The 23,884-nt window shown below is 29.9% G+C and carries 31 protein-coding genes; 26 read left to right on the top strand and 5 right to left on the bottom strand.

Annotated features, from left to right (window positions below):
• Positions 1–83 precede the first annotated feature (83 nt).
• Positions 84–1,967: a sensor histidine kinase gene (locus L1S49_RS17585; protein WP_238906708.1), complete on the top strand. Its 1,884-nt coding sequence runs from the start codon at positions 84–86 to the stop codon at positions 1,965–1,967.
• Positions 1,968–2,027: 60 nt separating this feature from the next.
• On the opposite strand, the gene L1S49_RS17580 is transcribed toward L1S49_RS17585, so the two are convergent.
• Entirely contained in the window at positions 2,028–3,191 is a 1,164-nt protein-coding gene (locus tag L1S49_RS17580) for a DHA2 family efflux MFS transporter permease subunit (protein ID WP_238906707.1), read from the bottom strand.
• The gene (locus L1S49_RS17575) at positions 3,103–3,453 is read right to left on the bottom strand and encodes an MFS transporter (RefSeq protein WP_238906706.1); all 351 of its coding nucleotides are present in this window, start codon (positions 3,451–3,453) and stop codon (positions 3,103–3,105) included. Before L1S49_RS17575 ends, L1S49_RS17580 begins: the two co-directional genes overlap by 89 nt.
• 105 nt (positions 3,454–3,558) lie before the next feature.
• Here L1S49_RS17575 and L1S49_RS17570 point away from each other — a divergent pair, with 105 nt between their 5' ends.
• The 9 genes from L1S49_RS17570 to L1S49_RS17530 all read left to right on the top strand — a co-directional run bounded on the left by L1S49_RS17570 (position 3,559) and on the right by L1S49_RS17530 (position 10,466).
• Entirely contained in the window at positions 3,559–4,161 is a 603-nt protein-coding gene (locus L1S49_RS17570; RefSeq protein WP_238906705.1) for a TetR/AcrR family transcriptional regulator, read from the top strand.
• A gap of 100 nt (positions 4,162–4,261) precedes the next feature.
• On the top strand, positions 4,262–4,921 hold the full coding sequence (locus L1S49_RS17565; protein ID WP_238906704.1) for a class II aldolase/adducin family protein: 660 nt from the start codon (positions 4,262–4,264) through the stop codon (positions 4,919–4,921).
• Positions 4,922–5,134: 213 nt separating this feature from the next.
• The gene (locus tag L1S49_RS17560) at positions 5,135–5,551 is read left to right on the top strand and encodes a hypothetical protein (protein WP_238906703.1); all 417 of its coding nucleotides are present in this window, start codon (positions 5,135–5,137) and stop codon (positions 5,549–5,551) included.
• An 87-nt stretch (positions 5,552–5,638) separates the two neighbouring features.
• Positions 5,639–6,121, top strand: coding sequence for a carboxypeptidase-like regulatory domain-containing protein (locus L1S49_RS17555; protein WP_238906702.1), 483 nt, complete (start codon positions 5,639–5,641; stop codon positions 6,119–6,121).
• Between the two features lie 136 nt (positions 6,122–6,257).
• Positions 6,258–7,442: a putative heme d1 biosynthesis radical SAM protein NirJ1 gene (gene nirJ1 / locus L1S49_RS17550; RefSeq protein ID WP_238906701.1), complete on the top strand. Its 1,185-nt coding sequence runs from the start codon at positions 6,258–6,260 to the stop codon at positions 7,440–7,442.
• Between the two features lie 10 nt (positions 7,443–7,452).
• Positions 7,453–8,463 carry a putative heme d1 biosynthesis radical SAM protein NirJ2 gene (gene nirJ2 / locus L1S49_RS17545; RefSeq protein ID WP_238906700.1) on the top strand — a complete coding sequence of 337 codons (1,011 nt, stop codon included), beginning with the start codon at positions 7,453–7,455 and terminating at the stop codon, positions 8,461–8,463.
• Positions 8,456–8,920 carry an Lrp/AsnC family transcriptional regulator gene (locus tag L1S49_RS17540; RefSeq protein ID WP_238906699.1) on the top strand — a complete coding sequence of 155 codons (465 nt, stop codon included), beginning with the start codon at positions 8,456–8,458 and terminating at the stop codon, positions 8,918–8,920. The genes nirJ2 and L1S49_RS17540 overlap by 8 nt, the downstream gene beginning before the upstream one ends.
• Positions 8,913–9,392 (top strand): AsnC family transcriptional regulator, encoded by a 480-nt coding sequence (locus L1S49_RS17535; RefSeq protein WP_238906698.1) that lies wholly within the window; start codon positions 8,913–8,915, stop codon positions 9,390–9,392. The genes L1S49_RS17540 and L1S49_RS17535 overlap by 8 nt, the downstream gene beginning before the upstream one ends.
• 96 nt (positions 9,393–9,488) lie before the next feature.
• Positions 9,489–10,466, top strand: a complete 978-nt coding sequence (locus L1S49_RS17530; RefSeq protein ID WP_238906697.1) for a Gfo/Idh/MocA family oxidoreductase — start codon at positions 9,489–9,491, stop codon at positions 10,464–10,466.
• Positions 10,467–10,530: 64 nt separating this feature from the next.
• Here L1S49_RS17530 and L1S49_RS17525 read toward each other — a convergent pair whose 3' ends face one another.
• Complete coding sequence (locus L1S49_RS17525; protein ID WP_181603164.1) at positions 10,531–10,752, bottom strand: 4Fe-4S binding protein; 222 nt, start codon at positions 10,750–10,752, stop codon at positions 10,531–10,533.
• A gap of 241 nt (positions 10,753–10,993) precedes the next feature.
• On the opposite strand from L1S49_RS17525, the gene L1S49_RS17520 reads away from it, so the two are divergent.
• From L1S49_RS17520 to L1S49_RS17475, 10 genes are all read left to right on the top strand, one after another.
• Entirely contained in the window at positions 10,994–11,470 is a 477-nt protein-coding gene (locus L1S49_RS17520; RefSeq protein ID WP_238906696.1) for a MarR family transcriptional regulator, read from the top strand.
• A 16-nt stretch (positions 11,471–11,486) separates the two neighbouring features.
• A complete protein-coding gene (locus L1S49_RS17515; RefSeq protein ID WP_238906695.1) occupies positions 11,487–11,882 on the top strand; it encodes a MerR family transcriptional regulator in 396 nt (131 codons plus the stop codon).
• A gap of 95 nt (positions 11,883–11,977) precedes the next feature.
• Positions 11,978–12,130, top strand: a complete 153-nt coding sequence (locus L1S49_RS17510) for a lmo0937 family membrane protein (protein WP_139259296.1) — start codon at positions 11,978–11,980, stop codon at positions 12,128–12,130.
• 114 nt (positions 12,131–12,244) lie between these two features.
• The gene (locus L1S49_RS17505; RefSeq protein WP_238906694.1) at positions 12,245–13,033 is read left to right on the top strand and encodes an EFR1 family ferrodoxin; all 789 of its coding nucleotides are present in this window, start codon (positions 12,245–12,247) and stop codon (positions 13,031–13,033) included.
• Between the two features lie 155 nt (positions 13,034–13,188).
• Positions 13,189–13,629 (top strand): GNAT family N-acetyltransferase, encoded by a 441-nt coding sequence (locus L1S49_RS17500; protein WP_238906693.1) that lies wholly within the window; start codon positions 13,189–13,191, stop codon positions 13,627–13,629.
• A 105-nt stretch (positions 13,630–13,734) separates the two neighbouring features.
• A complete protein-coding gene (locus L1S49_RS17495; RefSeq protein ID WP_238906692.1) occupies positions 13,735–14,196 on the top strand; it encodes a hypothetical protein in 462 nt (153 codons plus the stop codon).
• A gap of 70 nt (positions 14,197–14,266) precedes the next feature.
• Positions 14,267–14,746 carry an HIT family hydrolase gene (locus L1S49_RS17490; protein WP_238906691.1) on the top strand — a complete coding sequence of 160 codons (480 nt, stop codon included), beginning with the start codon at positions 14,267–14,269 and terminating at the stop codon, positions 14,744–14,746.
• Between the two features lie 56 nt (positions 14,747–14,802).
• Entirely contained in the window at positions 14,803–15,552 is a 750-nt protein-coding gene (locus L1S49_RS17485) for a GNAT family N-acetyltransferase (RefSeq protein WP_238906690.1), read from the top strand.
• 68 nt (positions 15,553–15,620) lie between these two features.
• Positions 15,621–15,911, top strand: coding sequence for a hypothetical protein (locus L1S49_RS17480; protein WP_238906689.1), 291 nt, complete (start codon positions 15,621–15,623; stop codon positions 15,909–15,911).
• Between the two features lie 270 nt (positions 15,912–16,181).
• Positions 16,182–16,688 (top strand): GNAT family N-acetyltransferase, encoded by a 507-nt coding sequence (locus L1S49_RS17475; RefSeq protein ID WP_343073988.1) that lies wholly within the window; start codon positions 16,182–16,184, stop codon positions 16,686–16,688.
• 31 nt (positions 16,689–16,719) lie between these two features.
• Here the strand turns inward: L1S49_RS17475 and L1S49_RS17470 are convergent, their stop codons facing one another.
• Both L1S49_RS17470 and L1S49_RS17465 read right to left on the bottom strand, forming a co-directional pair.
• Complete coding sequence (locus tag L1S49_RS17470) at positions 16,720–17,595, bottom strand: GyrI-like domain-containing protein (protein WP_238906688.1); 876 nt, start codon at positions 17,593–17,595, stop codon at positions 16,720–16,722.
• 106 nt (positions 17,596–17,701) lie between these two features.
• On the bottom strand, positions 17,702–18,046 hold the full coding sequence (locus L1S49_RS17465) for a helix-turn-helix domain-containing protein (protein WP_238906687.1): 345 nt from the start codon (positions 18,044–18,046) through the stop codon (positions 17,702–17,704).
• A 100-nt stretch (positions 18,047–18,146) separates the two neighbouring features.
• On the opposite strand from L1S49_RS17465, the gene L1S49_RS17460 reads away from it, so the two are divergent.
• From L1S49_RS17460 to L1S49_RS17440, 6 genes are all read left to right on the top strand, one after another.
• Positions 18,147–19,040: an aldo/keto reductase gene (locus L1S49_RS17460; protein WP_238906686.1), complete on the top strand. Its 894-nt coding sequence runs from the start codon at positions 18,147–18,149 to the stop codon at positions 19,038–19,040.
• A gap of 27 nt (positions 19,041–19,067) precedes the next feature.
• A complete protein-coding gene (locus L1S49_RS23295; RefSeq protein WP_343073987.1) occupies positions 19,068–19,202 on the top strand; it encodes a hypothetical protein in 135 nt (44 codons plus the stop codon).
• A gap of 42 nt (positions 19,203–19,244) precedes the next feature.
• Positions 19,245–21,002 (top strand): bifunctional homocysteine S-methyltransferase/methylenetetrahydrofolate reductase, encoded by a 1,758-nt coding sequence (locus L1S49_RS17455; protein ID WP_238906685.1) that lies wholly within the window; start codon positions 19,245–19,247, stop codon positions 21,000–21,002.
• Positions 21,003–21,091: 89 nt separating this feature from the next.
• Positions 21,092–22,066 carry a tocopherol cyclase family protein gene (locus L1S49_RS17450; protein ID WP_238906684.1) on the top strand — a complete coding sequence of 325 codons (975 nt, stop codon included), beginning with the start codon at positions 21,092–21,094 and terminating at the stop codon, positions 22,064–22,066.
• Positions 22,067–22,135: 69 nt separating this feature from the next.
• Entirely contained in the window at positions 22,136–22,636 is a 501-nt protein-coding gene (locus L1S49_RS17445) for a MarR family transcriptional regulator (protein WP_238906683.1), read from the top strand.
• Positions 22,637–22,713: 77 nt separating this feature from the next.
• The gene (locus tag L1S49_RS17440; RefSeq protein ID WP_238906682.1) at positions 22,714–23,880 is read left to right on the top strand and encodes an ArsA family ATPase; all 1,167 of its coding nucleotides are present in this window, start codon (positions 22,714–22,716) and stop codon (positions 23,878–23,880) included.
• Positions 23,881–23,884 lie beyond the last annotated feature (4 nt).

Below are 23,884 nucleotides of genomic sequence, written 5' to 3'. Positions count from 1 at the left end.
GTATTAAAGATGTTATAATTAAAAGGATTATAAGTAGATTTATAGTAATAATTCCATTTCGTGAGAGAGGTAGGAAAAGCAGTATGAAGAAAATGTCTATAAGATTTAAGCTTATGATATTAACATTAATACCATTAATACCCTTCACCATTCTTCAAACAATAGGGATAAAAAATAACTTCAATAGAAGCATAGAGCAGAAATTTGAAGAAAGTGAAGAGTTAGGCAGATCTATATCTAAATCATTTATTAATTACATAGAAGAATTATGGTTTCAAGAATTGATTATAAGTAATCATATAGTTGAATATGAAGATAACATAGATGATATCCAAGCCTATTTAGATAAAGTATTAGATACTGATGAAACTACTATGGAAAGATTATCTTTTATAAATACTAATGGGATTATAATTGCAAGTACTACTAAAGAGCTTATAGGAAAATCAGTAGTTAATCAAGATCACTATGAAAGAATAAAAGCTGGGGAAGATAGAATTTTAACTAATCTTGTTAAAGAATATAATGGTGTATCAGTTGTATTTCCTGTATCTAGAGCAGTTAAAAAGGATGGACAACTTATGGGGGTAATAGCAGGTGTTATAGATGTTAATAAATTTGTATCAAAAATGCCTGATTTCAAGAAAAATGAGGGTGATATTTTTTCATTGATTGATGGAAATGGCTATAGAGTGTATTATAGTGCAAATTTAAATATGTCTTTTGAGGAAAGATTAAGTCCAAAGGATGCTCCTACATGGGAGGCACTAAAGGGAGAGGAAGTAAGAATTTACAAAAGAAAATCTTCTTTTGATGGTAGTTATAGAATGGGCATAGATTATCCTATTAAAGAATTTGGATGGGATATTATGATAAATTCAAAACGTAGTGTAGTTTTGAAAGACGCCTATATACAAGTTATAGAATCTATAATTACTCTTATAATTATAATAATAACAGCACTAATAGCTTCTTATATATTTGGCAAAAGAATTGTTGATCCTTTAATGTTGTTAAAGAGAAAAACAGATGAATTAAAAAATGGTGATTATAGTGTTAGAACTAATATTAAGGGTGAAGATGAGATTTCATCTATGGCTGAAGCTTTTGATCACATGGCACAAAGCATACAAGAGTATGACAATATGAAAGGGCAGTTTTTTGCTAATCTGTCCCATGAACTTAAAACACCTATAAATGTTATATATTCAAGTACCCAGTTAATAGATAGTATCAAGAACTCAAATGATTTAAATAAATTTAAAGAAAAAACTATAAAATATATGATAGGAATAAAGCAAAATAGTTTTAGGCTTATGAAACTAGTAGATAATATGATTGATGCAACAAGATTTGAAAATGGATATATAAAAATGTCTTGTAGGAGTACAAATATAATAGGCGTAATAGAAGATATAAGTTTATCTGTTGTTAGATATGCAGAACAAAAAGGAATAAAGATTATTTTTGATACTGATATAGAGGAAAAAGAAACTTTCTGTGACCCATATATGATAGAGAGAATAATATTAAATATCATATCTAATGCTCTTAAGTTTACTGATGAGGGTGGATACATATATATAAATGTTGAGGACCATGAAAACAAGATAATAGTATCAATAAGAGATACAGGTATAGGTATACCAAAAGATAAGCTAGAAGTGATATTTGATAGATTTAGACAAGTAGATACATCTTTAAATAGAAATCATGAGGGTAGTGGATTAGGGTTATCAATAGTAAAATCATTAGTTGAAGCCCATGGCGGAAATATAAATGTAAAAAGTCAGTTAGATGTTGGTACAGAATTTATAATAGAATTACCAATAGTTAATGCTCCCAAAGATTATATTAAAAATAAACAAGAGGTTTTAAATAGTGAAAGCAACACAATTCATAAGATAGAAATTGAGTTTTCAGATATTTATTCAATACAATTTGATGATTTTAAAGATGATAATTGATGGTACATCAAATGAAAAAGATTAGGTCACATAATAATGATGGGCCTAATCTTTTTTTTGTTACTCAGTTTTATGAACAGGTAATAAAAGTGCTGGGAATAATGCAATAATTGCGAAACCTACAGACCATAAAAATGCTACGTGATAGGCATCTAATAAACCTTGAATACTTGTTGCATTATTCACTAAAATTTGATGTTGAACAATTGTTGCAAGAACAGCTGAACCAAAGGCTCCACCTATGGTTTGAAGTATTCTTGTAGCAATACTAGCATCAGATATTTTGCTTCTATCTAGCCCTTCATAAGCAGAAGCCAATATAGGTATTGTTACGCCTCCTAAACCAGCACCGCGTATAAGTAAGGCAATGAATAAAGTAAAACTTTTTGTATCTTGATTAGCAAAAGCAAAAGGCACAGTCCCTAATATAGTTACAACTAAGCTAACAAGTACTATTACCCTAGAGCCTATTTTATCAGTTAATTTACCAACTTGACTTCGGGTTAATAGCATACCTACCCCTTGAGGGATAAGAGCTACTCCAGTTAAAAAAACACTTTGACCTCGAACTTGCTGATAATATAAAGGTAAAAGCAGCATTGCTCCATTTACAGCTATTCCTGATAAAAATAACAAAAAGGAGGAGGCAGAAAAGTTAACTATCTTAAATAGACGAATATCTATTAAAGCTTTTTCTTTATTTAGTGAATACACTGTAAATATAATAAGGAGAATTAAGCCAATTATAGAGGGGAAGATAACTTCTTTATTATTAAAGCCTCCATTAGAACTTACCTTTGATATTCCGTAAATAAGTACAGCAAAGCCAGAAGATAATAGAGAGATACCTATAACATCTAGCTTTTGTTTTAATTCTTTGCTTTTATCTTTAGGTAATCCAAACCATGATAGAAAAAGTGAGATAACGGTTATAGGGATATTAACATAGAAAATCCATCTCCAGTTTAAACTATCTACAATTATTCCTCCAAGCATAGGACCAAGTATAGGTCCAAGAACTGCTGGAATACCAACTAGAGACATTAAACTTCCAAGGCTTTTTCCACCAGAAGCTTGTACAAGAAGTGTTTGAAGAGTTGGTATTAATAGACCAGCTCCAGCTCCTTGAATGATTCTAAAAGCTATAAGGCTTTCTATGTTCCAAGAAACAGCTGATAAAACTGAACCTACTAGAAATAAAAAAAAGTGAAAACATATAAACATACTTTCCGCTAAATCTTTGTATAGCCCATCCTGATATAGGAACAACAACTGCCATAGCAAGTACATATCCAGTTGTTACCCACTGAATAACTGATACAGTACTGTTTAAATCAACAGCAATTGTTTTAATTGCTATATTTACCATGGTGGAGTCAAGTAGTGGAGCTAAAGAGCCAAATATCATTATTAGTGAGATTTTAACTAATAAAGGATCAAGTTTTTCTTTTTCCTGAGATGAAATTTTTTCTGCATTATTTTCCATGATTAAACTTCCTTTCGTAAAATAAGATACGATTAGTTTCTTATTTTATGTTATAATAAATTTATAAGTAATGCAATGTAAAAAAGTTTTTGAGGTAATTTAGGCATGGATAAAAATGATATAGATAAAAAAATACTAACAAGGCGTCGTGGAGATGAACTTGTTGATGCAATACTTAAGGCTGCTTGGGATGAACTTTCAGAGATGGGATATACCAGCTTAACCATAGAAGGAGTTGCAGCAAGAGCAAAAACTAATAAGGCCGTAATATATAGACGATGGGAAAATAAAAGTAGGCTTGTCATTGAAACATTAAAAAAATATATCCCTAGATCTGAAAAAGTAACTCCTAATACAGGAAATCTAAGAGATGATGTATTTCAACTATTAAAAAGAATTGCAGTGCCGCTACAGATGATAGGGGGAGAAACTATTCATGGACTTATGGTGGAATATTTCAGTAAACATATAATGAATTCATTTCCTCAGATTATGAGCGGAATTGAAGGTAGATTTGAGAATTATATGAGAGATATTTTAAAAAATGCTGAATTAAGAGGAGAGGTTGACTTAGAAAAAATAACTTCGAGGATTATTTCCTTGCCTTTAGATTTAGTAAGATATGAAATTCTTACTACTCATAAACCAATAACAGATAATGTACTTAATGAAATTGTGGATGATATTTTTATGCCATTAATTAAATAAGTGGCTTTTTATTAGTTTGTAAACAATTTCTGCACCATATTAAAGTATACTGGTCTTAAATTGTTGACATAAATTATTAAAATATAGGGGGAGAATTAGTATGTTAGAAGAATTAAAGAAAGAAGTTGTAAAAATAGCTAAGGAAGCAGATCAATCAGGGTTATGTAAGCATAAGTCAGGAAATTTTAGTATAAGGGATAAAGAAACAGGATATGTTGTAGTTACACCAGCTGCTGTAGATAGAGCAGAATTAACTTATCATGATATTTGTGTAGTAGATTTAGATGCAAACGTTATAGAAGCAGTAACTGATTTGAAGCCTACAAGTGAACTTTTAATGCATTTAGAAATTTATAAAACAAGAGAAGATGTAGGGGCTGTTGTACATACACACTCACGTATTGCAACCTCATTTGCTGTAGTAAATAAACCAATACCTGCAATAATATATGAATGTGCAACTTTAGGACTTAAAGATGCCATGATTCCTGTTGCACCTTATGGAAGACCAGGTACAAGAGAACTATCAAACAGTGTTATAGAACCTATAAAAAGATCTGATTGTATTCTTTTAGAGGCCCATGGTACAGTAGCTGTAGATAGTGTACCTAAAAATGCATTATTAAAAGCTCATTATATAGAGGAGTTAGCTGAGGTGTATTATAGAGCTTTGGTTATAGGTGGAGGAAAAGAACCTAGAGCTTTTGCTCCTGAGGAACTTGAGAGATGGGAATATCCTACAGAGATAAAATTAAAATAAATAATATCAAAATATCAGCATTAATTTTTAAATTGATGATGATATTTTTGTTTAAGAAAGCTTATATAGTTGTAGATAATCATTTGGAAATAATTGTCTAAAGGTGTTGATATTAGTCAAAATATTTTTTGTTTTGTGGAACAAGTATAAACATAAAAGCGTATTATAAACAGAGTGCACTCACATCAAATCATTTTAGAGGAGTGGTATTTTGTGAAAAATGTAGATTTTAATAAGATCAGAGAAGAAGTTTTAGAAACACTAGGAACTAAAAATGGATCAAGCTGGGATTATAATGATTTTGCATTAGCTTTTTCAGCTGCATTTGCATTAGCTTTTGCAAAAGCTGAAGCAGAAGCAAAGGCAGAGGCAGAAGCTAAGGCAGCTGCTGAGAACAAGGTCTTTGATTATGAAAAGGAAATAGAAGAAGAATATCATAAACAAAAACAATACAACAAACAAATTAACTATAACTATATCTCACAGAAGCAATATCAAGGGCAAAAAGCTGAGAGCGATGCAGATAATGATGCAGATAACTATGCAGGAAGTTATTCAGACAGTGATGCCAAAGCAGAAGCAGAAGCAGAAATCAAAATCGAAGAAGAAGAAGGCAAAAAGAAGTGCTAAAAAGTAATTTATATTAAAAAGAGTATAGTGGAGATTTTCTCCGCTATACTTTTAAGCTAAGAACACCTTAATTTTAGGAGGTGCAAAATGTATACAAGCAATAGAGGAAATGAAAAAGTTCCTATGGTAAAGGTTCCTCAAAATAGAGAAGTAGATAATAATATTCAAAAAAGTTCACAAGAGAACATCCAAGATCTTGATCAAGAGCAAACTGTAAATCCAGTTCAATTTAGTTCACAAAATATACAATTTGTTGTTGGAGATAATAAAATTAATTATTCAGCAAAAATCTCAGGAACAACTTATATAGAGAAATATAATAAAATAGTTGAAAATGTAATTATATGGCTGTTTTTTGGTAATGACACTAAAGTTCCAGTATATAAAACTAGATCTGATAAGAATGGAAAATTTTATATAGATGATATTCCGCCTGGATACTATACTATAAAGGCATATCTTGAAGAAGATTATATATACTCATCTCACTATATTAGGGTTTTGCCATGTGAAAGTATAGATCACTCTATATTCTTGAAACTTGCTAGAAAAAGAAGAGACTACGAGTAATAATAAGTAAGGGATTAAGCGTATTTAAAGATAACTTCTAAAAAATATATAGGAGTTATCTTTTTATTTTTGTAATAAAATATGAATAATTGGGAAAAATACCAAAGTCGCGTTAATTATGGATAGGAGGTGCATTATGATAGGTGTATCTAAACTGCTATGTGGGACAGAAAGTTTTGGAGATAAACTTAGATATACTCATGGTGCAAATGAAGCAAAACATGGAGTTAATTTAGATAGAGGGCCAGTAGTTGTTTGGAACTGTACTAGAACCTGTAATTTAAAGTGTAAGCACTGTTATGCAGACTCAGATAACAAGAAATATGAAGGTGAACTTACTACTTATGAAGGGAAAAAACTAATAGAGGATTTATACCATTTTAATGTACCTGTAATACTGTTTTCAGGAGGGGAACCTCTTATTAGAGAAGATATTTTGGATTTAGTTGATTATGCTGGGAGCTACAATATAAGAAGTACCATATCAACTAATGGAACACTTATTGATAAGGAAATGGCAAGAAAACTTAAAGAAAGAAAAGTTGGGTATGTTGGAGTCAGCTTAGATGGAATAGGAAAAAGACATGATGATTTTAGAGGAAGTAGAGGGGCCTTTGATAGTGCGCTTCTAGGTATAAGAAACTGTCAGGAGGCCCATCAAAAAGTTGGATTAAGATTTACTATTAACAGTAATAATTATGATGAACTTGAAGAGATTTTTTACCTCGTTAAAGAAGAGAAGATTAAGAGAGTATGTTTTTATCATTTAGTTTATTCAGGCAGAGGTAGTGAGATGATGAAAGAAGATATATCTCATGAAGAAACAAGAAGAGCTATGAATATAATAATTAATAATGCAATGAAACTAGGAAGTGAAGTTGAGATTTTAACGGTAGATAATCATGCTGATACAGTATATCTATATCTAGAGGCAGAGAAAAAATACCCTCATCTATCTCAAAATATATTAAACTTAATGAAAATGAATGGGGGAAATCGCTCAGGGATAGCGATAGCTAATATAGATTATAAAGGTGATGTACATAGTGATCAATTCACTACGCAGTATACATTTGGAAATGTTAAAGAAAGAAATTTTAAGGATATATGGACAGATATATCAAATCCAATTTTAGCAGGATTAAAAGATAGAAAGAGGCTTCTTAAGGGAAGGTGCAGTAAATGTAACTGGCTTAATGTGTGTAATGGCAATTTTAGATCTAGAGCAGAGGCTGTGACAGGAGATTTTTGGGCATCTGATCCTGCATGTTATTTGACTGATGAAGAAATAGGGGTAGGGGAGAAACTTGGATTAGTTTAGGAGGATATCAATGATTATATCATGGAACACAACTAATAAGTGTAATATGCATTGCAAACATTGCTACAGAAACTCTGGAATTAAAGCTGAGAAAGAATTAAACACCTTAGAAGGAAAAAAACTTATAGATGAAGTTAAAAAAGCTGGCTTTAAAATAATGATTTTTTCAGGTGGGGAACCTTTAATACGTGAAGATATTTATGAGCTTATTGAGTATGCTTCAAATAGTGGACTTAGGCCTGTTATTGGAAGTAATGGAACACTTATAACTGAAGAAATCGCAAAAAAATTAAAAGATTCAGGTGCCATGGGAATAGGAATAAGTTTAGACAGTCTTAATTCCAAAAAACATGATGAGTTTAGAGGATTTAAAAGTGCTTGGGTGGAAGCTGTTAAAGGTATGAAAAACTGCAAAGCCGTAGGATTACCTTTTCAAATACATTCAACTGTGATGAAGTGGAATAAGGATGAGATACTTAATATAACTAATTTTGGTATGGGACTTGGGGCTGTTGCTCATCATATCTTCTTCTTAGTTCCTACAGGAAGAGGAGAAAATATAGAAGATCAATCTTTAACCCCATTTCAATATGAAAAACTTCTTAAAGATATTATGATAAAGCAAAAACAAGTAGACATAGAATTAAAACCAACCTGTGCACCACAATTCATGAGGATTGCAAATGAACTTAATATGAGACCAAGGTTTAGAAGAGGATGTTTAGCAGGGGTTAGTTATTGCATTGTAAGTCCAGTTGGTGATGTGCAGCCTTGTGCATATCTGGATAAACCTATAGGAAATGTGAGAGAGGTTCCTTTCAGTGAATTATGGAGAGATAGTCCTGTATTTAAGGAACTTAGGACTTTAGAATATGAAGGAAAATGTGGAGAATGTGAATATAAAAAGAGCTGTGGAGGGTGTCGTGCTCGTGCAGCCTTTTATAATGATGGAGATTATATGTCATCAGATGAGGTCTGTCTATACTCAGCTAATGAAGAAGTTGAGGTTATTAATGGATAAGATATGTGTTGATTTACTTAATTTAATTCAAAATGAATTTCCATTAGAATCAAGACCTTATTTAAAGATATCAGAGAAACTAGGAGTAAGTGAAAATCAGGTTATAGAACTTCTAAAAGATCTTAAAAAAGATGGTTATATAAGGCGGTTAGGAGGAATAGTTAATTCTAAAAAGGTAGGTTATTATAGCACTTTATGTGCAGCTAAAGTTCCAAAGGAAAAAATTAAAGAAGTTTCAAAAATCATAAATAGCTATGAGGGAGTCACCCACAATTATATTAGAGAGCATAGCTTTAACATGTGGTTTACTTTAACAGCATCATCTAGAGAAAGTGTTAAAAGAATACTTGAGGAAATTAAAAGTAATACAGGAATAGAAGAGATAATGGAGTTACCTTCTATAAATTTATTTAAGATAAATGTGAGTTTTAATCTTAAGGAGAAAAGCTATGTTTAGTTATTTGGATAAAGCTATAATTAGAAAACTTCAAGAAGATTTACCACTAGTTCCTAAGCCATATGAAGAGATTGCCTGTGAACTTGGAATCACAGAAGAAGAACTCTTAGATAAGATAAAAGAACTTAAGGATAAAGGAGTTATAAGAAGATTTGGTGCTTCTTTAAACCACAGAAATGTTGGAATCAAAGGGAATGGAATGGTAGTATGGATTGTTCCAGAAAAAGAGCTTAAGAGAGTGAGTAGGATTATGGTTTCTTTTTCAGAAGTTACCCACTGTTATGAAAGACCAACCTATCCTAATTGGCCTTATAATGTATTTACTATGATTCATGGAGAAGATAAAAAAACTTGCGAGAAAATAGTTGAAAGAATTTCAGAAGCATCTGGGATTAAAACTTACAGCATATTATATAGCACTGAAGAACTTAAAAAAAGTAGCATGAAATATTTTGCAGAAGAACATATATAACAAAACCTACTCTAAAGTTTAATAATAAGTAAAGGATTATTGAATTGATACCGTATGTAATGTAAACTATTTATATAGGAAAAAGGAGGTAGCAAAATGGTAAGATTTGCGGTAATAGGTACTAATAAGATAACAGATGGGTTTTTGAATGCGGCTATGTTATGTGAAGATTTTAAGTTAGCAGCTGTTTATTCAAGAAGTAAAGAGAAAGCGTTAGAGTTTGGAAGTAAATATGGAGTTACCTTAGTTTATGATGATTTAGATGAACTTGCAGCAAGCAATGAAATAGATGCAGTGTATGTAGCTAGTCCTAATAGTCTACATGCTAGTCAATCAATAAAAATGTTAAATGGTAAAAAACATGTTTTATGTGAAAAAACCATAGCATCTAATATTAAGGAGTTAGAAGCTATGTTAAAAGCTGCAGATGATAATGGAGTTATTTTATTAGAAGCAATGCGTCCAGTTTTTGATCCTGGATTTAAGGCAATACAAGATAATCTTCATAAGATAGGAAAAGTAAGAAGACTTACATTCCAGTACTGCCAATACTCTTCAAGATATGATAATTTTAAAAATGGTGTTATAGAAAATGCTTTTAATCCTAAGTTTTCAAACGGAGCACTTATGGATATAGGTGTTTACTGTATCCACCCAATGGTAAAACTTTTTGGAATGCCTAAAAAGATTGTAGCAAGTGCTGTAAAATTAGAAAATGGAATTGATGGAGCAGGAACTATTTTAGTTGAATATGATGGTATGCAAGGTGAGTTATTATATTCAAAAATAACTAATTCAAAGCTACCTAGCCAAATTCAAGGGGAAAAAGGCTGTATGATAATAAAAGAAATACCAGATACAAGAGAACTTTCAATCATCTACAATAACGGAGAAACAGAAGAGATTGAAATAAGTAAACATCCTAACAACATGTATTATGAAGTTGAAGAAATAGTAAGATTAATAAATTCAAAGGAAAATGCACATAAACATAATAAGTATTCAGTTATGGAAGTAAAAATAATGGACGAGGTTAGAAGTCAGTTAGATATTAAGTTCCCTGCTGACCTTTAAAAATACTATAGAAGCTGGAGTTATGGATAAGCTATAACTCCAGCTTTATTATTATAGATTAAACCTAATTCTTCACAAGTGATAAAGAATGTTTTGGGCAAGTTCTTACACATCTTTTGCATCTAACGCAAACCTCATTGTCAATTACCCATGTACGTTCATTTGGAGTTACTTTTATAGCATTAGCTGGGCAAATTTTTTCGCATTTTCCACAATATACGCAGGAGCTTGTATCATTTTTTATATTTCCTTTTGATTTTAAAATAGAATGCATGAACTTAAACACAATGTATTTCTCCCTTCAAGTTAAGAAAATCTTATTTTTATAAGTAACTTTCCTCAATGTTTATATAGATGCTTTTATCTAGAAAATATTGAGGTGTCAATATGGTTTCCTGAGAAACTAAAACAATATTAACACAACATGGTTTCCTTGTAAACAATAAATTTCACCTTGTTGATATAAAAATATTAAAATGATATAATTACATTGTTTCTTAGGAAAGTATATATTTAGGAGAAGAATTATGGATAATAATAAAGTTCAAGATATAACAAAAAAGATGAGTATGTTGATAAATAGATTAAGTAGCTTTGATGATGAACATGAAAAAGCTTTAGAAGAGATGTTAGATAAATATGAAATAGCAGAACTACTAAATAAAAATTTAACTTTGTCAGAAGTTCATGTTATTGATTGTATAGGAAAAAATAAATTTTCTAATACAACATTTATATCAAAAGAATTGAATATGACGAAGGGAGCTATATCTAAAATAACAACTAAACTCCTTGACAAGGATTTAATAAAGTCAGATAAACTTGAAAGCAATAAAAAAGAAGTTTATTACATACTAACAAAGTTAGGTAGAGAAATATTTTTTATACATGAAAAAATTCATAAGGCTCAGAATGAAAAATTTGAAGATATGATTTCAAAATATAACTCAGAAGAATTAGTTGCTATAAATAAATTTTTAGGTGACTTAACTAATAATATCTAAAGGAAAAGGTAGTTGTATGAAAAATTATTATAAAATTGGAGAGGTAGTAAAAAAGTTAAATATAAACAGGGAAACTATAAGATATTATGAGAATGTAGGATTATTAACGGAAAACAAAAGGGATAAAAATGGCTATAGACTTTATTCAGAAGATGAGGTTGAGAAAATTGAATTTATTCTAATGGTTAAAAGTTATGGTTTTTCTTTAAAAGAAATAAAAGTGATTTTCGATGAGGTATATGAAGATATATTAGGTGGACATGTTGAAGGTATAAAGATAATAGTTGAAGAAAAAATCAAGGAATTACAGGTTAAAATAGATGCTTTAAGTGAAACAAAAAAGCTTTTAGAAAAAGTTAATGATAATGTACTATCAGAGAACAGAGAATGTTATAGAAAAGAAAATAAATGATAATAATTATTGTTTAATAACGTATATTATGGTATAATAAAACAAAAATAGACAATACAAACTATTTAGAAGCTAGGCAGAAAGGAGAGATTATAATGAAATTTTTAAGATGGTTAGGTGGAATTGTAGTTTTCTTTTGGTTATTAGGTCTTCTATTTAGAATAGGAGGAGGGCTTATACATATATTATTGGTAGTTGCGGCTATTGTATTTTTGTATGATAAGTTTTTAGGTAGCAGAAGAGAATAAATAGTATATCAAAAGCTTTCTTGAGGTATTTCAAGAAAGCTTTTATTTTGCTCTTGACTCTGTAGTATGGTACAAGGTGTATACTTTCTGTAAAAGAAGAAGGGGGCATTTATAATGATTATTAATGAAGATACCATACTTTACTTTTCAGGTACAGGAAACAGTTATCAAGTAGCAAAAGATATACAAAATAGATTATCTACTCTTAATTTATGTAAGATAGCTTCTATGAGAAATGAGGAAAAGATAGAGGTTAAATCAAAAATTCTTGGAATAATATTTCCTGTTTATTATGCACGTTTGCCTTTAATTGTTGATAAGGTAATAAAAAGCTTAAACTTAAGTGAGGATACCTATGTTTTTAGTATAGTAACTCATGGAGGTGCACCTGCTAAGGTGTTATTTAAACTCAAAGATTTATTAGAAAAAAATCATGGACATCTAAACTCAGGATTTTTAGTTAAAATGCCTGCAAATAATATCTTAAAATATGATACTAAAGACATGAACTCTTATAATGATATTTTTAAGCAAGAAAAGAAAAAGATAGAAATGATATCAAAAACAATTAAGGAAAGAAAAAATTACCCGTGTGAGGTGACAAGTTTAGTTCTGGATAGATTAGTTGATAAGATCTTTATTAAACAAACTAATAAAATAGTTGAAGGCTTTCATGAAAGTGATAAAAATTTTTGGGTAACTGATGAATGTAATGGTTGCAAGCTTTGTGAAAAAGTTTGTCCAGTAGAAAATATAGAATTTAATGGAGAAAAACCATCATGGAAACACAAGTGTGAACAATGTACAGCATGTATTCAGTATTGTCCTAAAGAAGCTATTCAATGGGATAAGAAAACCATGAAAAGAAAAAGATATAGAAATCCTAATGTTAAGATATTTTAACTAGGCCCATCAAGAGGTGCATCAGGGATATGAAGATAAAAATTAGGTATAAGAAAAGGTACATGAAGAAAATATTTACAAAACGTGGTATAATTTAATCATAGTTATGGTAAGAGATAGAGAAATAGTAAATTAAAAGAAATATGGAGTATAAAATGGAGCTTAAAGTAAATAAATTTGAAGAGAAATATTTAGAAGAGTGTGTTGATTTATTTATAGATACATTTTCGAAAGAACCTTGGAATGACGAATATGATTCAAGAGAGCAGGTAAAGGAGTTTTTCATAAATCATATGAAAAACAATTATTTTTTAGGTTATATAGGTTTAGTAAATAATAAAATTGTAGCATTAAGTATAGGTATGAAAAAGCCTTGGATATGTGGCATGGAATATTATATAGATGAGTTTTGTATAAGTTATGATTATCAAGGGGAAGGTATCGGAAGTTTATTCCTAAATCATATAGAAAAATTATTATTGGATGAAAATGTTCAAGGAATGATACTTAATACAGAAAAAGACTATCCATCTTGTAAGTTTTATGAGAAAAACGGATTTCGTCCTTTAGGAAATCTTATTGTTTTAGGAAAATAGATTTAGAATATTGAAAATTTGAAATAAAGTGTAAGGTATTGTATTTTAATTAATAATCTGAATAAGAGATATGAACTATGCAAATTAACTTTAAAGGGGAAAGATATGAATCAGATATTTATGTTTTTTGGTGTACAATGGCTTTTTTATTTACTAGGTCTATGGACAATTATGGATAACTTTATAATCAGTATGCTAATAATCATCTTAAATATATTAATACTGTATTTTTTAAAGGTAAAATATATAAAAAGATATTCATTGGCATTAATAATAATGTTACCTTGGGTTCAAGTAATTTCTATTTTTATAAATAATGAGATATCAAGGATTTCAAAAGGAATAACATTAAATTCTGAAACCTTATTCTGGAACTACTTGTTTATTATAGTACAACTTATAATCCTATTGATTAGCATAGTTGTATCAGCACGAAATTATAGAGAAAAAAGAAATGACTTTAAAGAAATAAAATTTTTAATGTTAAGTTATTCTATAAACATAGTAATAATAACATCATTAATATACCTTAGTTTCATTCAGGTTCCCAAACTAAATTTGTTGTAAATATGCTGAATTTATCTTTATTTATATATTTAAAAAATGAGAGGCATTGAGTTTTAGAGGAGAGGATTTTATGATAATAAGAGATATTTTAGATAAGGAATGGAATTGTGAATGTTTAGGTTGCTCCATAGGAAACGGTGAGTTTACTCCGCCTGGTGATATAATAAAAAGCACTAAAAATTTCGTTCTTCATCAAGATCCAGAAGTTCCAATTAAGGCATTTTTAATAATTGATTCAAAAAAACATATTAAGTCAATTTCAGAATTAACTTATGAGGAATCACAAGAACTATTTGAGTTAGCTTATAAGGCGAGAGAAGCATTAAAAATCATAAGTGATATTAAAGAAGTAACAATTATTCAAGAAGAAAGGTCAAGGCACTTTCATTTATGGTTGTTGCCAAGATATGAGTGGATGGATGAGAAGTTTGCAAATTCTTTATCTTCAGTTCGCGATATTTTTCTTTATGCCAAAGAGAACAACAAAACTAAAGAAAACATCAATGATATATTAGCAACTGTAGACACAATAAGAAATTATATGAAATAAATCATAGATTGGAAGTAATTTAAGAATTAGGCTTTGTAAGGGAGGAGAATTAAAACATGTGTGCTGAATTTATAAACCTAACAAAAGAAAACCTTGCCAATGAGCATGTATGCTGCATTATACGTAGTAAAAAGCCACATAAAGGTATTGATGCAAAAAAAGAATGGCTGTCAGAACGGTTAAATGAAGGTCATGTCTTTAGAAAATTAAATGAAAAAGCTACTGTTTTTATTGAGTATGCTCCTCTTGAAACAGCTTGGGTTCCAATAATCGGAGACAACTATTATTATGTGTATTGTTTATGGGTTTCAGGCAATTACAAGGGAAAAGGTTATGGAAATTTGTTGATGGAGTATTGTTTAGCTGATGCTAAAGCAAAGGGGAAATCAGGAATTTGCATGCTTGGAGCAAAAAAGCAGAAGGCTTGGCTTTCAGACCAATCATTTGTTAAGAAGTTCGGCTTTGAGGTTGTTGATAATACAGATGACGATTATGAATTACTTGCGCTTTCTTTTGATGGTACAATGCCAAAATTTTCACCCAGTGTTAAAAATCATAAAATTGAAAGCGAAGAATTAACAATTTATTATGATATGCAATGTCCATATGTTTATCAAAGTATTGAGATGATAAAACAGTATTGTGAAATGAATGAAGTTCCTGTATCTTTAATTCAAGTGGATACACTACAAAGGGCAAAGGAATTGCCTTGTGTTTTCAATAACTGGGCTGTTTTTTACAAAGGGAATTTTGAAACTATAAATTTGTTAGATATAGCTTATTTAAAGAGGATACTTAAAAAATAAATCGTTATCTTGATTACTAAAGTAATCTTATTTAACTAGGCCCATCAAAATAATAGAGGAGTGATTTCATGATATTTAAGAAACCATGGTTTTATATAATTCTATATGCTGTTATTTTTCTACTATTTAGGTATTTAGATTACTCAATAATTAAACAACCAAGGCTTTCATATTATAACTTTATAACATCAATGATTGCAATGATAGTAATATCAATTATTGCTATTATATCATCACTTAAGGAAATGAAAATAAACAAAAGAGCTGGTCGTGGTTATCTTATTTTTTCAATTTGCTTAAATATTTTTGCTTCAGGATGGTTATGTTTAATTTTATTAATTCAGTCATATTACAATTAATACTTAGTTTCATTGAAAGGATTTTCTTTGTTAATTGGGGTGATTATATTTATTTTAGGTAAGGGTTATCAAGATTCAAAGAGGAAATCATCATCTTGATTATTAAAACAAAGTTGATTTTACTAGGGCAAATAAGAGGCCCATCAAAAGGTACATCAGACTATTAAGTTCAAGAAAAGGTATATGAAGAAATATAAGAGGCCCATGATAAAATATGATAAACGAGAGGTTCATCATATTTAAGTAATATGAAATAAGTTGAGGTGATTAATCATAAAAGTAATAGAAACAAAACGATTATATCTAAGAGAACTTGTACCAGAAGATAAGAATGAGCTATCAAAGGTTCTATCTGATTTTGAGTCTATGAAATATTATCCTAAGGTATTTGATGAAGAGAAAGTAGAGAAGTGGATTCAATGGAATATCGAAAACTATAGTAAGTATAATCATGGTTTATGGGCAGTTATATTAAAAGAAGGAGAAGTTTTTCTTGGGGATTGTGGAATAACAATGCAGAGAATTGAAGATGAAGTTGTGCCGGAGATTGGGTTCCATATTATTAAGGATTATTGCAATAAAGGTTATGCAACGGAGGCTGCTTTGGCATGCAAGAAATATGCCTTTGAAATATTAAATTATTCTAGAGTTTTTTCAATTACAAGTGAAAGAAATATTCCTTCACAAAGGGTTGCTGAGAAGATAGGCATGAAGTTTTATAAGTATTTTGATAGTCATGGCGAAAAGCATGTCTCCAAGTTAGCAATAAAAGAATAAAGAGAACTTAAGACAAGTTCCCTTTAAGATCTTATTGTTTTTTTACTACGGGTACCCATATCTCACTTTTGTAGGTTGGAGATGAGGTATCTTTACTTTCATTCCATAGAATTTCAGGCCCTTCAGCTACTTCATAGTTAGATGATGGGAACCACTCAGAGTAAATACGTCCCCATATATTTTGAAGAGTTTCTGGAAAAGACCCAACAGCTTCAAATACGGCCCAAGTTGATGTTTTAACTTCAAGTTTTTCAAAATTATCTGGACATTCTTTAGTTGAAGCAACTCCTATATAGTGATCAAGTTCACCTTTTTCCTCCATTCTTCCTTCAGAGAAGTTTACAGAAGCGCTTATAAGTCCTGATGGCTCAATGTTTGAAAGTGCCTTAAGTTCAGTTATGATTTGCATGTTTAGACTTTGCCACATCTTAGAAATCTCAGGATTAACCCCTTCAAAAACTATAGGAACCCTCTTTTTTAATCCAATAATATTAAATTTTTCTTTTTCTACAATACGATAATTCATTTCGTTTCCTCCCTTAATAGATAATTGGAAGGTCATAGGTGGATAAGCTTTTAATGAATGACTATTATCTCTAGCTTCTGATGGAGTAACTCCATGTAAACTTTGAAAGGCCCTTGAAAAAGCATCAGGAGAATTATATCCATACTTAACAGCAAGGTCTATCACTTTTATATCACTGTTCGTAAGTTCAAAAGCAGCAACTGTGAGCCTTCTCCTTCTGATATATTCTGATAGTGGAATTCCAGCTAAAAAAGAAAACATTCTTTTGAAATGATATTCAGAACATAAAGCTAGTCTAGCTATCTCCTTATAATCTATTTCATATTCAAGATTTTTTTCAATATACTTTAGAGCATCATTCATATTTTTAAGTGAATCCATTAAAATCCCTTCCTTTCATATACAGGATAACAGAAGCAAAAATAGAGAATCCGACATTTTAGGTATAACTATTGTAGGATGTATTATTTTATATGAACATCAAGCTTTAATTATCTTCTGCACCAATTTTTATATAAGACTCTCCCCATTTTTCCATAAGATCAAGTACTGGAATAAAGCTCTTGCCTACCTTTGTTAGACTGTATTCAACCTTAGGAGGAACTTCATTGTAGATTTTTCTTTCAACAATATTATCATCTTCAAGTTCTCTTAAATGCTGAGTGAGCATTTTTTGAGTAAGAGAGGAATCATCAAAGGCTCTTTTCAATTCTGAGTGCCTCATGACTTCATTTCTGGCTAAAAACCATATTATAGATAACTTCCATTTACCCAAGATTATTCTCTGGGTTAACAATAAAGGACATCCTTCTTCCCATTCATTTACTATCATAATTATCTCCTTAGGTACTTTTTTGTAACTATAGCACAATAAAGTACCTAATTTCAATATTTTAGAACCTAAAATATAATATTTTTAGGAGGTGTTTTAGATGGAAAAAATATTATTAGGAAGTTCATCATTAAGAGTATCTAATATTGGACTTGGAGCAATAAATTTTGGAACAAAGACAAGTGAAGAGGATTCATTTAAGTTAATGGATGATTATATTAATGAAGGAGGGAACCTTATAGATACAGCAAACAACTATGCGGTTTGGAATGGTGGAAATGGTGGTGAGAGCGAGAGAGTTATAGGAAAGTGGTTAAATAAAAATAATAACAGAAAAGAAACTATAATAGCAACAAAGCTTGGTGCACTACCTAAAAACATTGAAAATAGAGATTTTTCTAATATGCAAGGATTGGGACGAAAAGTTATCTTAGAATCTGTACAAAAGTCTTTAGAAAATTTAAATACAGATTATATTGATTTATTATATTTACATGTAGATGATTATAACACTCCACAGGAAGAAACTTTAGAAACACTAAACGAACTTGTAGAAAAGGGCTTGATTAAAGAGATTGGATGTAGCAATTTTAGAACTTGGCGCATTGAACGAGCAAGGAATATTTGTATTAAAAATGGTTATAAATTCTTTTCTGCAATTCAACAGAGATATAGTTATTTAACCCCAACTATTGATGCTGATTTTTATCCACAAGTTGCAGTTGATGGAGATCTTAGTGATTACTTAAAATATCATAATGATTTAACTTTAGTTGCTTTCTCTCCATTACTTAAAGGTCAATATAATAAAAGAGAGATAGAAAAAGATGAATATAATACATTGTATAATCAAAGGAAGCTACAAAACTTATTAGATAAAGAATCAGATCCTAACTCATGGGTAATAAAATATATAACTGAACAATTTGGAGGGAGTGTAGCCCTAGTTACAACTTCGAATAGAAAGCATCTAATAGATATAATGAAATTTTAATGTATAAGTTTCCCCTAGAGAAGTTGAGTGAGTTATTATTTGAAATGGGCTATTTCTACTTTTAGACTTGTTCATAGTACCATTAAAGAAATAACACAAATTCTTACCCATATGTGTTATAGTAAATTTAGTAATGCAGGAAAGGATATTAATGATATATAATTTCCTTTGAGGTAAGAGATAAATTTGTTTAGGGGGATACAAATGAAAACAAAAAAGAAACCGCTGATTTTTGATGGAGCAATGGGTACTTATTACAGTGTACTAAGTAAAAATCCATCAACTAAGTGTGAACTTGGAAATCTTTATGATAGGCAAACTGTTTTAGATATACACAAGGAATATATAGATGCAGGTTGTGGGGCTATAAGAACTAATACCTTTGGTGCCAATAAAGAGGCATTAGAAAGTGATTTTGATGTAGTTAGGAGGGTCATCAAAGAGGGCTATGAAATTGCAAAAGAGGCAACTAAGGGTACATCAGTTTCAGTTTTTGCTGATATTGGGCCCATCAAAGAACTAGAAGGACATGAATTATTTAAAGAGTACCAAGAAATAGTAGATGTATTTCTTGATTTAGGTGCAGATAACTTCATATTTGAAACCTTTAGCCAAGAGGAATGTTTAGTTGATATCTGCAAATATATAAAAAGTAAAAATCACAAAGCTTTTATTCTTGTGGAGTTTGCTGTTTCTCCAGAAGGGTACACAAGGCTTGGAAATTCAGGAAAGAAGCTTATAGATAAACTTTCAAAGATTACTGAAATTGATGCTTTAGGTTTTAACTGTTTTTCAGGTCCCTACCATCTTCTTCAGTATATAAAAGAGTTTAATATTGAAGATAAAACTATATCTATAATGCCAAACTCAGGTTATCCAACTATAATAAATAACCGTACTTTTTTTGATAACAGTAAAGAGTATTTTGCAAGTCAGATGTTTGAAATAGCGAAATTAGGAGTTAGCATTTTAGGTGGGTGTTGTGGGACAACTCCAGAGTATATAAAAGCAATGGTTTTAAAACTGAAAGAACTTAGTTTAGATGATATTGTTTATGACAAGATATCAAAACCATCAGAAATCAAAAAATCAGAGGTGAAAAATAAACTTATCGAAAAGTTAGATAAAGGAGAGAAGATAATTGCAGTTGAATTAGATCCTCCTATAGATACAGAAATAGACTTTTTTATGAGTAGTGCAAAGAAACTAAAAGATCAGGGAGTAGATGCTATAACTATAGCTGATTGTCCTATTGCAAGGGCTAGAGTTGATAGCAGTATACTTGCTTGTAAACTTAAGAGAGAACTAGATATAACACCAATTCCTCATATGACTTGTAGGGACAGAAATATAAATGCTACAAAAGCTCTTCTTTTAGGTCTTAATATAGAAGGTGTGAACAATGTTTTAGTTGTAACTGGAGACCCTATACCTTCTGCCGAAAGAGATGAAGTTAAGGGAGTATTTAGTTTTAATTCATCAATACTTGCAAACTATATAACAAACTTAAATGAAACAACCTTTAAAAGTCCATTTAATGTTTGTGGGGCCTTAAATATCAATGCAAGAAATTTTAATGCTCAGATGGTACAAGCAAAGAAAAAGATAGAAAATGGAATAACCATGTTTTTAACTCAACCTGTTTTAACTAAAGAGGCCCTAGAAAATCTAAAACTTGCAAGAAAAGAACTAGATGTAAAAATACTAGGTGGAATCATTCCAGTTGTTAGTTATAGAAATGCCTGCTTTATGAACAATGAAATATCAGGAATCAACGTTTCAGAAGAGATAATTGAGATGTATAAAGATGTTTCAAAGGAAGAGGCTACAGAGCTTGCAGTGAAGTTATCCACCCAAATAGCAAAAGAGATTTCTGAATATGTAGATGGGTATTATTTAATAACTCCATTTAAGAGGATAGATATAATTACTAGAATAATTGAGAATATAAAAAACAAATAAATCTTCATGAAAAAGAAACCTAGTGAGGTTTCTTTTTTTGTACATGGATATACTAGTAAATATAGTATATAGTGAGGATGATGTCTAAAGTGTTTAAGAAGATGATAAACCCCATACTTTTTCAAGGGGATTTAAAAAAGAAAAACTATTTTGAAGGTTGGTACTATAAACAGGTATCAGAAAATCAAAAAAATGTCATAAGTTTTATACCTGGAATAAGTTTATTTCATGGTGATTATCATAGTTTTATTCAATATATATTTGTAAGTGTAGATAAGGATGATAAAAGGACAACCAAGACAGGGTATGTACGATTTAATTTAGAAGATTTTAAGTTTCATCAAAATCCCTTTAGGATAAGTATAGGAGAAAATACATTTTCTGAATCAAAAATTTCTATTAATATAAAAGATAAAGATTATGATATAAAAGCTGATATAAATCTAGGTACATTAACTCCTCTAAAAAAGTCTATAATATGTCCTAACATAATGGGCTTTTTTGCATACATACCTAATATGGAATGTTATCATGGGGTCATCAGCATGAATCATGAGATTTCTGGAAAAATCAAAATAAATAATGAAGAAATAGATTTTAATGGGGGAAAGGGATATATAGAAAAAGATTGGGGAACATCATTCCCTAAGGAGTATCTATGGATTCAATGCAATAATTTTGAGGAGAAAGGAACTAGCATTTTTTTATCTGTTGCAGATATACCTTTCGGAAAAAAATCTTTTAGAGGTTATATAGTGAATTTATTAGTTCATGGTAAGCAATATAGATTTGCTACCTACAATAATAGCAAGCTAGAAATAGAAGAAATAAACGATAAAAAAATAAAAATATCTATAGAAAATAAAGAGAGTATTCTAAGACTAGAAGGTAGATTAACTCAACCAGGTGGACTAATGGCTCCTAAAAAAGGAGAAATGAACATACCAGTAAAAGAAGAATTATCTGGAGAAGTGAAGCTTTATTTTTTAAATAAAAGAAGTAAGCAAACATATGAAGGTAAAGGAAGTATAGCAGGTATTGAAGTCGTAGGATTTAATTCTTGACAACAATATACTTCTAGAGTAGAATTAAAATATACTTCGAGGATAGAACTAATTTTAGGAGAAAAGTGTATGCACAATAATGAAACCTTTAATTTGGAATCAATAATTTTTAATTATATAGATGAATTTAAGTTTTTATTTTTTCCGGATCAGTGGAGTAATGTATTTTTAGATTACTCAAAAAATGAGATATTATCTCTTTTGTTTCTTTATAGATATAAAAAAGCTAATATGACAGAAATTGCAGAATATATAAATGCTCCTTTAAATACAGCTACAGGGGTAATCAGTAGATTAGAAAAAAAAGAAATGGCAGCAAGAATAAGAGATGAAAAAGATAGAAGAGTTGTAAATATAGTTCTAACTAAAAAGGCAGAGGATTTTATAAAAGAAGAAAAAAAACTTATAGAGCATTATTTTAAAGAGATACATAGCTCTTTAACTCAAGAAGAAAAGCAGAGTTTTATAAGTATAGTAAATAAAGTTATGGCTGTATTTAGATCTGAAAAAGATAAAGCAAATAATCTAGATAAAAAATCTAAAAAAATTAAAAGAATAGAAATAGAATAGCTTAGGAAACTAAGTTATTTTTAAAATAAATACTTCGAGAAAAGAACTATTCTAAATAAGAATTATAGGAGGATATTATGGGAAGGATATTAATTTTTACAGGAAAAGGTGGAGTGGGAAAAACCAGTATAGCAGCAGCTCATGCAGTAAAAGCAGCTAAAGAAGGTAAAAAAACATTAATAGTAAGCACTGATATGGCTCATAACCTAAGTGATTTATTTATGAAAAAAGTAAACTTTGAACCAGAAGAGGTTATAGATAATCTTGATGGTTTAGAGATAGATTCAAATCATGAGATGGAAAAGTATTATGGGAATATATCAGATGCATTTAAAAACATGATTTCTTTTAAAGGAAAAGAAGACGCAGAAATATATGAAGATATCGTAGTTTTTCCAGGTATAGAGGAATTGTTTTCTCTTCTTAAAATAAAAGAACTATATGATAAAAATATTTATGACTTGATTATAGTAGATTGTGCACCTACTGGTGAAACACTTTCTCTTCTTAAGTTTCCAGAACTATTTTCATGGTACATGGAAAAACTTTTCCCAGTAGGGAAGGTTGCTATGAAGGTACTAAGACCAATATCAAAGGTTGCATTTAAAATAGATATGCCTAATGAAGCTGCCATGAGTGACATCGAAAAGTTGTATGTTAGGCTTTTTGAATTACAGAGTCTTTTAAAGGACAGAAAAATATGCAGTATAAGATTAGTTACTATTCCAGAAAAGATGGTTGTAGAAGAAAGTAAAAGAAGTTATATGTATTTAAATTTATACAACTTTAATGTAGATGGCGTATATATAAACAGACTTATACCACAAGAAATAGAAAATAATTTCTTTAATGAATGGAAAGAGATTCAAAGTAAATATCTAGAAGAGCTTAACTCCTCCTTTTCTAATATACCTATATATAAAGTCAAATGGTATGAAGAAGATATAAATGGGGTGGAGGCACTAGATAGAATAGTTAATGATTCATTAAAAGAAGAAAATATATTTGATATTCTTGAAACTACACTAAATGAAGTTTTTGAAAAAACTGAAAATGGATATAAACTTGAGGTTTATGTTCCTTTTACGGATAAAAAGGATTTTGATTTATTTGAATCAGGAAGCGATGTAATAATAAAAATAGGCAATTTTAAGAGGAATATTCCTATACCTAATTCCATAAGGAAATATTCTATTGCATCAGCAAAACTTAATTCTGAAAAATTAAGCATTTATTTTGAATAGAGGT

Source organism: Clostridium sp. YIM B02506 (assembly GCF_022324845.1).
Taxonomy (GTDB): domain Bacteria; phylum Bacillota; class Clostridia; order Clostridiales; family Clostridiaceae; genus Clostridium_T; species Clostridium_T intestinale.
Note: the sequence above shows the minus strand (reverse complement) of the source record. Positions and strands in the feature narration are given on the sequence as shown.